The sequence below is a fragment of the Zavarzinia compransoris genome, from assembly GCF_003173055.1.
Classification (GTDB): Bacteria; Pseudomonadota; Alphaproteobacteria; order Zavarziniales; family Zavarziniaceae; genus Zavarzinia; species Zavarzinia compransoris.
This window is the reverse complement of the sequence record NZ_QGLF01000002.1, coordinates 438544-452826: the sequence shown is the minus strand read 5'-3', so window position 1 is coordinate 452826 and position 14283 is coordinate 438544. Positions and strand designations below refer to the sequence as shown.

Genomic DNA, 14283 nt, shown 5'->3' with positions numbered 1-14283 from the left:
GTGCTCCCCTTCTTAACGGTATCCCTGCCTATTCGGCATCCTCGACGAAACCCTGACCTCCCTCGTCCTTCTTGGTCTTGCGCACCAGGGTGGCGATATCGACACCGAGGTGACGGGCCGCTTCCCGCTTGCTGCCGAAGCGGTTGACGGCATCGCGGATCACCGCCTCCTCGAAGGCGCGGACCTGTGCCTTCAGGCTGGCCTCGCCGGCGGCGGCGACCGGCACCGGCCGGGACAGGCCCGCCGGCAGGTCGGCGGGCATCGCCGGCCCCTCGGCGACGATGGCCAGATGTTCGAGAAGGTTCATCAATTCGCGCACATTGCCCGGGTAGTCATGGGCAAGCAGGGCCGCCCGGCATTCGGGGCTAAGCACCAGGGCCGTGCCCGGCTCGGCATTGACCCGGGCCAGCAGCAGGTCCAGCAACCCCTCCCGGTCCGCCCGTTCGCGGAGCGAGGGGATGCGGATGGTGAAGGTGCTGATCCGGTAGAACAGGTCGCGGCGGAAGCTGCCCGCCGCCATCATGGCCTCGAGGTCGCGGTTGGTGGCGGCGATGATCCGGGTCTCCACCCTTTTGCCGACCGCGGCCCCGACCGGCTGGATCGTGCCGTCTTCCAGGAACTTCAGCAGTTTCGCCTGGGCGACCAGCGGGATCTCGCCGATCTCGTCGAGGAACAGGGTGCCGCCGGCAGCACTTTCGATATAGCCGCGCTTGCCGGTCTGAAGCGCGCCGGTGAAGGCGCCGCGCTCGTAGCCGAACATTTCGGATTCGAACAGGGTCTCGGGGATCGAGCCGCAGTTGACATGGACGAAGGGCCGGCTGCGCCCGCCGGCCGAAAGATGCAGGTGGCGCGCGATCGCGGTCTTGCCGACCCCGGATTCGCCCAGCAGCAGGATGCGCGCCCGCCGGCCATAGGCCTTGACCCCGCGGGCGACCAGTTCGGCCATGGCACCGCCGAGGAACAGGTCCTCGCCCGTGCCGGGATCGCCGCCCTGGCCGGGCAGGCGCCCCTCCGCCCCGCCGCGGCGCGGCCGCTCCAGCGCCTCGGCATCGCGGAACAGGAGGACCGCCAGGCGTTCCTCGCTGTCCCGGCAGATGACGAGGCGGCGGGTGGCCAGATAGCTGCGGCCGTCGGTCCGCCCGCGCAGCACGCCCTGGGCCTGGCCGCGGTCGCAGGCGGCCAGGAAATCCTCGAAATCCAGGCTCGACTGGCGCAGCAGCCGTTCCAGGCTGCGGCCCTCGATCTCGCGCCGCTCGGTCCCGGTCGCCCGTTCCGCCGCCCGGTTCAGGCAGCGCACCCGGTCCTCGGCATCGATCACGATGATGCCGTCGGGCAGGACGTCGGCGAAAGCCTGGAATGCCTCGCTGCCCAGGAGGCCCTGCAACTCGGCCCAGGATGCCGCCGCGGTTTCGAGCACGCCGAACCGGAAAGGCGAGATCTGGGCCGGCTTCACCATCAGCGCCGCCCCCGCCGGGCGACCGGCGCACGCTCGGCCCCCGCATCCAGGCGGATGACGGCGACCGTACAGGGCCGTCCGTCGTCGCCCGCGACCTTGTCGCAATGGATGTTACAGGCGGTCGTGCCGTCGCGGCGCCGCACCAGGGCGGCGTGCCACTGGTTGAAGGGCGCACCGCCGGCGGCCAGCGCCTGGATGCTGTCGTTGGCGGCGGCATCGTCGCCGAAGGCGCGGCCGAAGGCGGCATTGGTCCACAGGGTGCGGCCGTCCGCATCGATGACGGCGACCGCATCGGGCACCGCATCGAACACCTGACGCAGCGCCTGCAAGCGCCGTTCCGCCGGGATCGCCGCCGTGCCGTCCCGGCTGACGTGGCGGCAGTTGCCCCAGATCCGGTGCAGGAAGCCGTCGCGGATTTCGCCCCGCATGTCGTTCTCGATGACGAAATTCAAACCGTCGTGGCGGCGGTCGACCGAGATCGCGCCCTTGATGTCGAAACCCGCCTCGGCGAACTGGCGGACGAAGGATTCGTTCGCCGGGCTGCGCGGCCAGTAGAGGCGGACATTCTGCTCGTTGAAGTCCAGGTCTTCCGGCAGTTCGTAAAGTGCCGCCATGGCCCGGTTGCACATGCGCCAATAGGACTGGTTCTCGAACACCTGGGCCACCACCGTCTCGGTCGGCTGGGTGACGTCGACCGGCTCGGTGAATTCGATGCACCAATGGGCTTCGGTCGCGTCATGGACGATGGCGCGCAGCACCCGGTTGTCGGTTTCCAGCTTTTCCAGCCGCCGGCCGATGGGGCCGAGGTCGATCTTCGACAATTGCACCTCGACGCCGCGCCCGGCCGCCCGCACCCGCCCGGTGGCCAGGGTGCGCAGCAGGCGCCCGGCCCGCCGCACCAGGACCAGTTCGACCGCATCGACGATGCCGTCCGCCGGCGGATCGTTGATCAGGGCGCGCAGCACCGCGGCCGAGCGGTCGTCATAGACCGCCTCCGCCGGCATGCCGACCAGGGCTTCCGGCGCATAGCCGAGCGCCGCGCATTGCGCCGGGTTGACCCAGGCAAAGCGCCCGTCCGGGCCGATGACGTCGACCAGGATCATATCCGCGTCGGGGGTGACCTTCGGTCTGATCAAAAGGGCTGCCCTCCTGCCGTCACCATGGCCTGCGGCACCAGTGTGTCAGGCCGGCGCGGCTTTCGCCAAGGGGGTATGGGCGGGACTTTGGTCATGCCGCCACCTTGCGGCCGTGGCGGACGTAGTCGTCGAGGCCGGGGGTGCGATAGCCGCTCTCGTGCCAGGTGACGGGGAAGAAATTGTCGTCCAATTCGTTGGTGCCGAACTTCATGAAGCGGCTGTAGACGGGCCCCGTGCCGATGGTCAGCTTGTCGGGGTTGTAGCGCGCCTCGGCGTTCAGCATATGGATCGAAATGCTGCGCCGGGGCACCGGCATCCGGTTGACGCGCGACCCGTGCCAGGTCCAGCCGTCGTGGAAGGCGCCGCCGCCGGCCGGCACCACGATCGGCACGAGGTCGATCTCGAAGCCGTTCTTCTCGGCCCATTCGCGAGCTTCCAGCATGTCGTCCTCGGGGCCGTGGAAACGGGCGATCGGCTGCGAGATGCCCCATTTCTGCGACCCGCGCAGATACATGATCGGCCCGCCCTCGGCGGTGGTGTCGTCGAGGGCGATCCAGCAGGTGGTCATGTCCGGCTTGTCCAGCCAGTGCAGATAGGCGCTGTCCTGGTGAAAGCCGATGGGCCGGCCGGCCGGCGGCTTCCACAGCAGGTTGTCGATCTGGAGGCGGGCGCCGGGCCAGCCGGCGAGCGTCGCGCAGGCTTCCCCGATCGCGGGGTCGAAGGCCGTCCTCGCCACCGTCAGGTCGGCACGCCAGCCGTTGCAGATCTGCTTGGTATAGGGGGGATCGCCCTCGGGCAGGTTGACCTCGTCCGGCCGGATGCCGGTCTCGTAGCGGCCGTCGACGAACAAGGGTTCGAAGCGCGCCTTGATCGCCGCCACCATCTCGTCGGAAATGATGCGGTCGACGATCAGGAAGCCGTCGCGGCGGTATTGCGCGATCTGTTCGGACGTGAACTTCAGCATGATCCCCCTCCCCTTACGGCAGGAATTCCAGGTAACGATCGAAATCCCATTCGGTGACGGTGGCGATGAAGCGCTCCCATTCGTCGCGCTTCAGGTGCATGAAGCAGCGCATCATCTCGTCCGGCAGGGCGCCGTCCGCGATCACCCGGTCCTTTTCCAGCGCATCCAGCGCCTCGCGCAGGTCGGACGGGATGCGGTGGACGATCTTGCCCGCCTCCATCGCCTCATAGATGTTGCGCTGTTCGGGGGTGCCCGGGTCGATCCGGCCGACGAGGCCGTCGTCGAAGGCGACGAGCAGGGCGCCCGCCATCAGATAGGGGTTCACCAGGCTGTCGACCGCGCGATACTCCAGGCGTCCCGGCGCCGAGACGCGCACCGCCACGGTGCGGTTCTGGAAGCCCCAGTCGGCATAGACCGGCGCCCAGAAGCCGAGATCGGCCAGCCGGCGATAGGAATTGACCGTGGACGCCCCGATGCAGGTGAGCGCGGGCAGGTGGCGCAGCATGCCGCCGATCGCGTGCAGCCCGGTTTCCGGCGGCATCCAATGGCCGTCGTCGCGCAGGAATTCGTTCTTTCCGCCCTTCCGGTAGGTGAACAATTCCTCCATGCCCGGCAGTTCGCCGTCATGGCCGAGGGGGTTGAGGATATCCTCGCCCCCGGTCCACAGCGAGACATTATGATGGCAGCCGTTCGCCGACATGCCCATGAAGGGCTTGGTCATGAAGGTGGCGATCAGGTTGTTCTCGCGCGCCACCTGGGCGCAGATCTGGCGATAGGTGGTGAGACGGTCGGCGTTCCGCAAGGGATCGTCGAAGGTGATGTTCAGCTCCACCTGCCCCGGCGCATCCTCGTGGTCCGACTGGATCATGTCGAGGCCCATGGCCCGGGCATAGTCGTTGACCTTGAGGATTACATGGGACAATTGCTCGAACTGGTCGATGTGATAGGCGAAGGGCTTGGTGGTGCCGCCGGCGAACTTGCCGTCGGGGCCGCGCTTCAGCCACATCATCTCGGGCTCGCAGCCGATCCGCAGGTGCAGGCCGCCGTGGTCCCGCTTGAACTTGTCGTGGATGCGGCGCAGGTTGCCGCGGGCGTCCGAGGTCAGGAAGCCGCCGGGGTTCACCTCTTCCTCGCGGTGGCGGAAGACGGTGCAGAAGACCCGGCCGATGCGCGGGTTCCAGGGCAGTTGGCAGAAGGTCTCGGGATCGGGCAGGGCGACCAGTTCGGCCGCGTTCGAGCCGTAACCGATGTAATTGCCCCGGCGGTCGGCGCAGACGTCGGCGATCGCGCCGTACCAGAGCTGCACGCCCTTGTTGGCGATGGCGGCCCAATGGGCGGCCGGCACCGATTTGCCCATCACCCGGCCGGTGACCGAGACGAACTGGAAATAGACATGCTCGATGCCCAGTTTCCGGATCTTCTCCCCCACCCGGGCGACCAGAGCCCGGCGGGCCTCGTCGGCGACATATTTCGCCAGTTCGGTATTGGGCGTGTCGATGGGGCTGTGCTGGTTCATCGGACGTCCTCCCTCAGACCGCTTCGAAGTAACGGGCGCGTTCCGCGGCGGAAACCGCGCGGCGCAGGCTGTCGAATTCATGGAACCGCGAGGCGGCGAAACGATCGACGAAGGCATCGCCGAACAGGCGCCGCGCCGTGGCGCTGGCCGCCAGGGCTTCCGCCGCCGCATGAAGGTCGCGCGGCAGGGGCGGCGTGCCCGGGGGCGGTTCCAGCCGGCCGTCGCCGGTCACCGGGGGCGGCGCCTCGATCCCCTGTTCGAGGCCGGTCAGCCCCGCCGCGAGGAACATGGCAAGACCCAGATGGGGGTGGACGTCGGCGCCCGGGATGCGGAATTCCAGCCGCGCGCCCGGGTGGTCGCCCAGCACGGCACGGATGCCGGTCGAATAATTCTGCACGCTCCAGGTCGCGGTGCGCGGCGCCCAATTGCCGGGCGACAGGCGGCGCCAGGCATTGACCGTATGCAGCGGCAGGGCGGCGAGTTCCGGCAGCAGGGCCAGGGTGCCGCCGATGAAATGCCGCGCCGGCCCGGTCGGCTCGGTTGCCGAGGGGCCGCGGAACAATTCGCGTCCCGCGCTGTCGGTCAGGGACAGGTGGATATGGCCGGAGAGGCCGGGCGCGCCCAGGTCGGGCTGGGCCATGAAGCAGGCGGACAGCCCCTTCCGGCGGTAGAAGGCCTTGGTCGCGGCCTTGAAGAAGGCGGCATTGTCCGCCGCCGCCATCGGCCCGGTCGCGCCCAGGCTGGCTTCCAGGCAGCCCGCGCCCAGTTCCATGCCGAGGCCGACCAGGGGAATGTCGGCGCCGTCGAGGATCGCATGATGTTCCGCGATCAGGTCGGCATTGATCGCGGCGCTGATCGCATCCCAGCAGCGGTTGTCGGGGGCGAAGGGGACCATCGGGCCCCAGGCTTTGGCGCGGAGACTCTCTGCCGTCTCGCGGTAGAGCAGCCATTCGAATTCGAAGCCGGCCGTCACGGTCAGGCCGAGGGCCGCCGCCCGCTCGACCTGCGCCTGCAACAGGCGGCGCGGGCTGACCGCGGCCGAGGGTCCGGTGAAATCGGCAACCACCCAGGCGGCATGGGGTTCGAACGGATAGCCGCGCAGACTGGCGGGATCGGCCGCGATCGCCTCGCCCACGAAAGGCCCGGGGGTGAAGACGCTGTCGCCGACATCCCATTGGTAGAGGACGTCGCAGAAACCGGTGCCCTTGCCGATGGTGCGTTCGAGATCGGCCAGGCGGATGCGCCGCTCGCGCAGGCCGCCGTCCAGGTCCTGCAAGACCAGGTGCACGGTGGACGTGCCGCGCTCCGTCAGCAATGCCCGCAGATGCCCGATGTCGCCGTCGCTTGCCACGCCTGCCCCCTTGCTGCATTTGCACAAATATTATGCGCTGCACGCTTGCCGCTTAGAAATTGAACAGCATAAAGCGTGCCAACTGGGGACAAGGCCGGATTCCGGCCCTTTTCAGAATTTGATTGAAGCGAAACAGGGTGTCCGGGCAGGCAAAAACGCAGCGACGCTGCATTTTCGCAGCACAGGCAGCGCGGTCAGCTATAGCGTTCCTCGGTCCAGGGGTCGCCCTGGTTGTGGTAGCCGCGCACTTCCCAGAAGCCGGGCTTGTCGTCGGCGCGGAATTCGATCCGCTTCAGCCATTTGGCCGATTTCCAGAAGTAATACCGGGGCACGATCAGGCGCACCGGCCCGCCGTGCTCCCGCGTCAGCGGCCGGCCCTCCCAGGCATGGGCGATGACGACGTCGGGCGCGGCGAAATTCTCCAGGGTCACATTGGTGGTATAGCCGTCGTAGCCATGCAGGATGACATGGCGCACCGCCGGCTTCGGCTGCACGAGGGCGAGAAGATGCTGCGCCGAAACCCCGGTCCAGCGGTTGTCGTAGCGCGACCAGGCGGTGACGCAGTGAATGTCCGAGACATCGTCGACCTGGGGTTCGGCCAGAAAATCGGCAAAGGACCAGGACAGGGGATTGAGCACGGCGCCATCGACCACGAGACGCCAGACATCGGCCGGGACGCTGGGCTGCACGCCGAGATCGAGCACCGGCCAATCCTTGACCAGGCGCTGCCCGGGCGGCAGGCGCTGGCTGCGCGCGGCGGCCACGCCGGTCAGGAGACGGCCCTCGCGGGCCCATTTCTCCTTGGAACCGACCAGCTTCGCCTTGATCTGGCCGAGCAGGCCCGGCTTGTCGTCATCCGCCATCATGGTTCCCCGGCACAGGCGTTTACGATGGCCGCGGCCGGCCTCCTGTCAACGCAAAACAGGCAAAAACAAACCCCCGCAGGCTTGCGGCTGCGGGGGTTCGGAAACCGGGCGGGCGCCGGGCTTACTTCGGGGCGATGACCATGGTCATCTGACGCCCTTCCATCTTGGGCATCTGTTCGACCTTGGCGATTTCCTCGGTCTCGTCGCGCACGCGCAGCAGGACTTTCATACCGAGGTCCTGGTGCGCCAGTTCGCGGCCGCGGAAACGCAGCGTCACCTTCACCTTGTCGCCCTCTTCGAAGAACTTGCGGATCGAGCGCATCTTGACGTCATAGTCGTGCTGGTCGATACCGGGGCGCATCTTGATCTCCTTGATCTCGATGACCTTCTGGTTCTTGCGCGCTTCGGCGGCCTTCTTCTGGGCCTCGTATTTGTACTTGCCGTAGTCGAGCAGCTTGCACACCGGCGGATCGGCGTTGGGCGAAATCTCGACCAGGTCGACACCGGCGATATCGGCCAGATGCAGGGCCTCGGCGAAGGTCACGACACCGCGGTTCTCGCCGGTCTCGTCGATCAGGCGGACGCGGGGGACGGTGATCTGGTCATTGATGCGCGGACCGCCCTTGTCGGGCACGGCCTGGGGAAAAGGTGGGCGGGCTATGTAGAGTCTCCGTTCGCTACGCGGGGACCATCCATGCCATATGGGCCGTGCCGGCCCTATGCACCACAGTCCTTCCGCGTCTTGATGAGTTCTGTACCTGCGGCTTGCGCAGGTGCATGGCCAATAAATGACCCCAAATGCCCGATCTTGCAAGCCGGGAGTCGGAATTTCTGCCCCGCGCCCTCAGGGGGCCGGGTAGACGCGCTCGAAGGTGCGGGGATTGAAGAAAGCCTCGACCTGCTTGTCCTGCTCGTCGAAACCATAGATCTCGTAGCAGCCGTTGTAGACGACGAACTTGCGCACGGCCCAGCCCTTGGCCTTCAGTTCGCGCTGCAGTTCGACCCGCGGGCGCCATTGTTCCTTCGGCTCGCTGCAGGACACATTGCCGCTGGCCAGGGCCGTGCCGGCCTGGCCCGCCAGCAGAACGCCGGCCAGAACCCCAAGCGTCAATCGCGCCAAGGACATGATCGCTTCCCTTCGTTTTCCGGGCGGCAGGTGTATATGATTGTCATTCTCAACTCAAGCCCGCCTTCAGGTGATGGCCCAGCGCCGCAACAGGTTGTGATAGACGCCGGTCAGGGCCAGGAGATGGCCGTCCTCCGGCCCCGCCTTGGAGGTCAGGCCCTGGATCGCCTGGTCGAGATCGAACAGCAGGCCGCGCTGCCCCTCGTCGGCGACCAGGCTTTCGATCCAGAAGAAGGCGGCGAGGCGCTCGCCCCGGGTCACCGGGGTCACCCGGTGCAGGCTGGTCGAGGGGTAGAGAATCATGTCCCCGGCCTCGAGCTTCACCGCCTGAACGCCGAATTGCCCCTCGATCTCCAGTTCGCCGCCGTCGTAGCTGTCGGGATCGGACAGGAACAGGGTCGCCGAAAGATCGCTGCGCACCACCACGTCGGTGCCGGGCACGCGCATGATCGCACTGTCGACATGGGCGCCATAGGTGCCCTCGTCGGCATAGCGGTTGAATTTCGGCGGATAGATCCGGGCCGGCAAGGCCGCCGAGACGAACAGCGGATGATGGCCGAGCAGGCGCAGGATGTGATGCCCCAGGCGCCGGGCCAGGGGATCCGCCTCGTCGAGCTGCTGGTTGCGCTTGCGGTGGCGGGCCAGCGTGCCCGAGGTCAGCGCCCCGTCCTGCCACGCCGCGGCGGCGAGATCGCGGCGAAAGCCGGCGACCTCGTCCACCGTCAGGACCTTGTCGATGGCGATCAGCATGGGCACCGCCCCTGCCCCGGGCACCGTCCGAATTGTGTCATTTTCGCCACAATCCCTTGCTTTCTTAAATTTTGTCTCGTTCGAGCCGCCCCGGTTTCCGGGCGCCGGCCCGATATCGCGTTTGCGTCTCGTTCTTAATTGCTGTTTTAGGGCAAGGGCTTGCCGGCCGAAAGGGAAATTCCGCGGGCCGGCGGGGGCCGGCCGCCGCCGCCGGCGCAATCAGCAAAACAAATTGAGAGGAAGTCGCATTTTCATTAGCTTGCCCACCGAGACGCGCAAGGCCCGCAGCAGCGGGTTCCGTTGCCCGCCCGGCGGGGGAGCCGGCGGGCTGTCGAAACATTGCCGATGACAGGGTGCCCCGAGGCTGAGGGCGGGGGCCCTGAAGACGCCGGAACCGAACGGTTTCCGGCGACGGCATGGCTTTGCGCCTCGATAGGACCAACGCTGTTGAGGGACAGATGACCAACGCCACCCGTAACACCAGGAAGCCCGCAAGCCTGCGGCTCGAAACCGCACAGGCGCGCACCCCGAACCTGAAGGCCGGCCTTGCGCTCGGCGTCTCCGCCCTGATGTTCGCCCCTGCCCTGGCGCTCGGCCAGCAGGCGGCGACCCCGGCCGAAACCGAGACCGAAACCCTGCCGACGGTCGACGTCCAGGGCGAGCCGAACCCGAACGCGCAGCCGGGCGTGCCCTACAAGGCCCGCACCTCGGGCGACGAGCGCCTGGTCCGGCCGCTGGCGGAGACGCCGAAGACCATCGAGGTCATCACCAAGGAAGCGATCGCCGAATCGGGTTACACCGACCTCCGCGACATCCTGGACGCCCAGCCCGGCATCACCGTCGGCACCGGCGAGAACGGCAATGCCTTCGGCGACCGCTACATCATCCGCGGCCAGGAAGCCCGTTCCGACGTCTTCGTCGACGGCCTGCGCGACCCCGGCATGACCACGCGCGAGAGTTTCGCGATCGAACAGCTGGAAATCTCCAAGGGTCCGGATTCGACCTTCGCCGGCCGCGGTTCCGCCGGCGGCCAGATCAACGCGGTGACCAAGCAGGCGAACCCCGCCTTCAACTTCGCCACGATCTCGACCGCCTATGGCACCGACGACCACACCCGCGTGACCGTCGACGCCAACCAGACCTTCGGCGAAGGCTTCGCCATCCGCGCCAACGTCCTCTATGCCTATGAGGGCGTGCCCGACCGCGATCCGGCGGAACGCGAGCGTTACGGCCTGGCGCTGTCCGGCTTCCTCGCCTTCACCGACGATTTCGACATCACCGTCGACTATTACGGCCTGCGCGCCGACGAAAACCCGGACCTGGGCGGCCTGCTGGTTTCCAGCGGCAATGTCGTGCTGCCGCCGGCCTATGCCCAGGACGGCGACTTCCAGACTTCCGACGTCGACACGATGACGCTGCGGGCGCGTTACCGCTTCAACGAATCGCTGCGCCTGACCAACCTCACCCGCCACGGCACGTCGGACAACGACTATGCCGTCACCGGCATGGGCGCCAATGCCGCCACCCGTTACACGGCGGCGGGCACCCCCTTCCAGTCGCGCTCGCTCAGCTTCCACAACGGCTGGCAGGAAGTGGCCTATTTCGCCAACCAGACCAACCTGTTCTACGACACCAAGCTGGCCGGCCTGACCAACCAGTTCGTCGTCAGCATCGAATATACCGACCACTCGGTGATCAACGGCGTCTACACTTCGACCAATACCGGCGCGTTCAACTGCCGCAGCACCGCCGGTGCCGGCGCGCTGAACGCCCATTGCGCCAACAACCCGGACGGCAGCTATGTCGGCAACCTGAACTCGCTGCTCGGCCGCCGGGTCGACCGCAGCGGCTGGGACAGCGACTGGGGCGTGAAGACCATCGGCATCTCGCTGATGGACACGATCGACGTCACCGACGACCTGTCCGTCTTCCTCGGCGGCCGCGTCGACCGCTACGACTACAACCTGAAGACCCGCAACAACGGCACTGGTGCCGTTACCGATTACGGCAGCGTCGAGGACACGCTCTGGAACGGCTTCCTCGGTGTTACCTATGACGTTGCCCCCGGCGGCATCGTCTATGCGACGGTGGGCACCGCCGCAGACATCAACGGCGGCGAATCGGACGTCGGCACCAGCAGCGGCTACGGCGGCACGGTGACGTTCAACGGTTCGATCGGCGGCGCCAAGCCGGAACGTTCCACCGTCATCGAAATCGGCACCAAGTGGAACATTTTCGATGAAAAGCTGCTGCTGACCGCCGCGGCCTTCCAGGTCAGGAAGACCGACGTCATGGAAGGCGCCGACTACGCCTCGCTCGGCACCTTCAACACCGGCGAGAATGAAGTCCGCGGCGTCGAGCTCGGCCTGACCGGCGAGATCCTGCCGGGCCTCGAAGCCCAGGCCGGTATCGCCATCATGCGCTCGGAAGTCACCAAGTCGGCGACCGCCGCCAATGTCGGCTGGGGCCTGGCCAATTTCGCCGACGTCTCGGCCTCGGCCCAACTCCGCTACCATGTGACCGATGCCCTGGCCGTCGGCGGCGCGGTGAAATACGAGGGCGAGCGTTCGGTCGGCCAGCCGGATACGGCGGCGGTCAACGCCCGGGTCGTGCCGGATTACACCGTCTACGATCTCTTCGCGACCTATCGCATCAACCGGAACTTCAATGCCCGGCTGAATGTGAACAACCTGTTCGACGAGGATTACTACCTCGCCGCCTATCGCTCGGGCGCCTTCGTCTACAAGGGCGACGGCCGCCAGGTGACCCTGACGGTCGACTACGAGTTCTGATCCCCTCGGAACCTGCTTGAAGGCGGCGCCGGAAGCGATTCCGGCGCCGCCGCCGTCTTAGAAATACCAGATGCGGCCGATGTTCTCGGGCACGCGGCCGGAGCGCATGGTCATCTGGTAGCGGAAATGGCTGAACAGGAAATTGGTCTCGAAGCCGAAGCCCTGGGGCGGCCAGGGATCGTAGATGCGGACCTGGAAGGCATCCTCGTTGCTCGCCTCCGGATCGCCCCAATAGCCGTTGATCAGGCGCACGTGATAGGAGACGTGCTGCCCCTGGTCATTCACGATGGCGCTGCCGACGATGACCGGCGCATGGGCCCGGATGAAGGTCGCCAGCGCCGGCCGCGACGACAGGTCGATCCGCCCCGCCTGCATGCCCATGGTCCGGTAGACGGCCGAGATATCGTCGAAGCGCAGCGCCCGGGGCTGGCTGTACCACGCCCGGTACTGCTCGGGCAGCGCGGTTTCCTCGGTATAGGCCCGGCGTTCCTTGCAGGCGCGGGCCGAGGCGGCGCAGGCGGCCCAGCAGGTCACCTGGCTGTCCTGCGGCAGGGCATACATGTTGAAGCTGGGCACGCGGTATTCGATGACGGCCATGATGGTCCCCGCTGCGAGAAGGCGCGGGCCACTCTAGCCCCTGCCCGCCGGCGTACTGCGACCGCCGTCACAGGGAAGGCAAGGAAAACGAAAAAGGGCCGCCGGATCGCGCCGGCGGCCCCTTTCGCCCGAGCTTGCGCCCGGTCAGTTGCGGGCCTTGTCGACCAGCTTGTTCTTCGCGATCCAGGGCATCATGGCGCGCAGCTTCTCGCCCACGTCCTCGATCGGGTGCTGGGCCTGGATCGAACGGGTGGCCTTGAAGGACGGGGTGCCGGCCTGGTTTTCCAGCATCCAGTCGCGGGTGAAGCGGCCCGACTGGATATCGTCCAGCACGCGCTTCATTTCCTTCTTGGTCTCGTCGGTCACGATGCGCGGGCCGGTGACATAGTCGCCATATTCCGCGGTGTTCGAGATCGAATAGCGCATGTTGGCGATGCCGCCTTCGTAGATCAGGTCGACGATCAGCTTCACTTCATGCAGGCATTCGAAATAGGCCATTTCCGGGGCATAGCCGGCTTCGACCAGGGTCTCGAACCCGGCCTTGATCAGGGCGGTGAGGCCGCCGCAGAGCACGGCCTGCTCGCCGAAGAGGTCGGTCTCGCATTCTTCCTTGAAGCTGGTCTCGATGATGCCCGAACGGCCACCGCCGACGGCGGAGGCATAGGACAGGGCGATCTCGAGCGCATTGCCCGAGGCGTTCTGGTGCACGGCGACCAGGCAGGGCACGCCGCCGCCCTTGACGAATTCCGAGCGCACGGTGTGGCCGGGGCCCTTCGGCGCGATCATGAAGACGTCGAGGTCGGGACGGGCCTCGATCAGCTTGAAGTGGATGTTGAGGCCATGGGCGAAGACCAGCGCCGCGCCCTGGCGGAGATTGGCTTCGAGATCGTCCTTGTAGAGCTTCGCCTGCAGTTCGTCGGGGGTGAGGATCATCACCACGTCGGCCCAGGCCGCACCTTCCGCCGGGGTATAGACCTTCAGGCCCTCGCCCTCCGCCTTCCTGGCGGTGGCCGAGCCGGCGCGCAGCGCCACGGCGATATCCTTCACGCCCGAGTCGCGGAGGTTCAGGGCATGGGCATGGCCCTGGCTGCCGTAGCCGACGATCAGGACCTTCTTGCCCTTGATCAGGTTAACGTCGGCATCGCGATCGTAATAGACGCGCATGGGTCTGGTCCTTGTTCTTGTCTTGAGTATCAGAGGGCGCCGGTGCCGCGCTGGATCGCGACGACGCCGGTGCGGGACAGCTCGGCAAGCCCGAGCCCCCGCATGAGTTCGATGAAGGCATCGATCTTCGAAGTGTTACCGGTCAGTTCGAAGACGAAGGACTGGGGCGTGCTGTCCAGCACGCGGGCACGGAAGGCATCGGCGAGGCGCAGCGCCTCGACCCGCTTCTCGCCGGTCGAGACCACCTTGATCAGGGCCAGTTCGCGTTCCAGCGACGGGCCCTCGATGGTGAGGTCGGACACCTTGTGCACCGGCACCAGGCGGTCGAGCTGGGCCTTGATCTGCTCGATCACCATTTCGGTGCCCGAGGTGACCACGGTGATGCGCGACAGATTGCGGGAATCCTCGACCTTGGCCACGGTCAGGCTGTCGATATTATAGCCCCGGCCGGAAAAAAGGCCGATGACGCGGGCAAGCACGCCCGCCTCGTTGTCGACCAGAACGGCAATGGTATGGCTGCGGATCGGTTCCACTTCGCCCTCGTTGTCCCCGGTTGGCGGGGCTT

At 66.9% G+C, this 14283-nt stretch carries 13 protein-coding genes; 1 reads left to right on the top strand and 12 read right to left on the bottom strand.

The genetic code is table 11. The features are described from left to right. Window positions 1-28: 28 nt before the first annotated feature. From DKG75_RS07960 to DKG75_RS07920, 9 genes are all read right to left on the bottom strand, one after another. Window positions 29-1456, bottom strand: a complete 1428-nt coding sequence (locus tag DKG75_RS07960) for a sigma-54 interaction domain-containing protein (protein WP_109920552.1) — start codon at window positions 1454-1456, stop codon at window positions 29-31. Then, entirely contained in the window at window positions 1456-2592 is a 1137-nt protein-coding gene (locus DKG75_RS07955) for a PAS domain-containing protein (protein WP_109920551.1), read from the bottom strand. Before DKG75_RS07955 ends, DKG75_RS07960 begins: the two co-directional genes overlap by 1 nt. A gap of 91 nt (window positions 2593-2683) precedes the next feature. Further along, entirely contained in the window at window positions 2684-3556 is an 873-nt protein-coding gene (locus tag DKG75_RS07950) for a phytanoyl-CoA dioxygenase family protein (RefSeq protein WP_109920550.1), read from the bottom strand. Between the two features lie 13 nt (window positions 3557-3569). Beyond that, the gene (locus DKG75_RS07945; RefSeq protein WP_109920549.1) at window positions 3570-5072 is read right to left on the bottom strand and encodes a glutamine synthetase family protein; all 1503 of its coding nucleotides are present in this window, start codon (window positions 5070-5072) and stop codon (window positions 3570-3572) included. A gap of 13 nt (window positions 5073-5085) precedes the next feature. Further along, window positions 5086-6423 carry a type I glutamate--ammonia ligase gene (locus DKG75_RS07940; protein ID WP_166646414.1) on the bottom strand — a complete coding sequence of 446 codons (1338 nt, stop codon included), beginning with the start codon at window positions 6421-6423 and terminating at the stop codon, window positions 5086-5088. A gap of 194 nt (window positions 6424-6617) precedes the next feature. Next, window positions 6618-7289: a sulfite oxidase-like oxidoreductase gene (locus tag DKG75_RS07935; RefSeq protein ID WP_425086475.1), complete on the bottom strand. Its 672-nt coding sequence runs from the start codon at window positions 7287-7289 to the stop codon at window positions 6618-6620. 121 nt (window positions 7290-7410) lie between these two features. Beyond that, window positions 7411-7923: a translation initiation factor IF-3 gene (infC, locus tag DKG75_RS07930; protein WP_243746482.1), complete on the bottom strand. Its 513-nt coding sequence runs from the start codon at window positions 7921-7923 to the stop codon at window positions 7411-7413. 210 nt (window positions 7924-8133) lie between these two features. After that, complete coding sequence (locus DKG75_RS07925; protein ID WP_109920546.1) at window positions 8134-8415, bottom strand: PepSY domain-containing protein; 282 nt, start codon at window positions 8413-8415, stop codon at window positions 8134-8136. Window positions 8416-8481: 66 nt separating this feature from the next. After that, window positions 8482-9165, bottom strand: a complete 684-nt coding sequence (locus tag DKG75_RS07920) for a Fe2+-dependent dioxygenase (protein WP_109920545.1) — start codon at window positions 9163-9165, stop codon at window positions 8482-8484. Between the two features lie 458 nt (window positions 9166-9623). Here DKG75_RS07920 and DKG75_RS07915 point away from each other — a divergent pair, with 458 nt between their 5' ends. Next, window positions 9624-11957: a TonB-dependent receptor gene (locus tag DKG75_RS07915; protein ID WP_109920544.1), complete on the top strand. Its 2334-nt coding sequence runs from the start codon at window positions 9624-9626 to the stop codon at window positions 11955-11957. 57 nt (window positions 11958-12014) lie between these two features. On the opposite strand, the gene DKG75_RS07910 is transcribed toward DKG75_RS07915, so the two are convergent. The 3 genes from DKG75_RS07910 to ilvN all read right to left on the bottom strand — a co-directional run bounded on the left by DKG75_RS07910 (window position 12015) and on the right by ilvN (window position 14251). Further along, the gene (locus DKG75_RS07910) at window positions 12015-12554 is read right to left on the bottom strand and encodes a papain-like cysteine protease family protein (protein ID WP_109920543.1); all 540 of its coding nucleotides are present in this window, start codon (window positions 12552-12554) and stop codon (window positions 12015-12017) included. A 144-nt stretch (window positions 12555-12698) separates the two neighbouring features. Next, window positions 12699-13718 (bottom strand): ketol-acid reductoisomerase, encoded by a 1020-nt coding sequence (gene ilvC / locus DKG75_RS07905; RefSeq protein WP_109920542.1) that lies wholly within the window; start codon window positions 13716-13718, stop codon window positions 12699-12701. 29 nt (window positions 13719-13747) lie between these two features. After that, the gene (gene ilvN, locus DKG75_RS07900) at window positions 13748-14251 is read right to left on the bottom strand and encodes an acetolactate synthase small subunit (protein ID WP_243746483.1); all 504 of its coding nucleotides are present in this window, start codon (window positions 14249-14251) and stop codon (window positions 13748-13750) included. Between the last annotated feature and the right edge of the window lie 32 nt (window positions 14252-14283).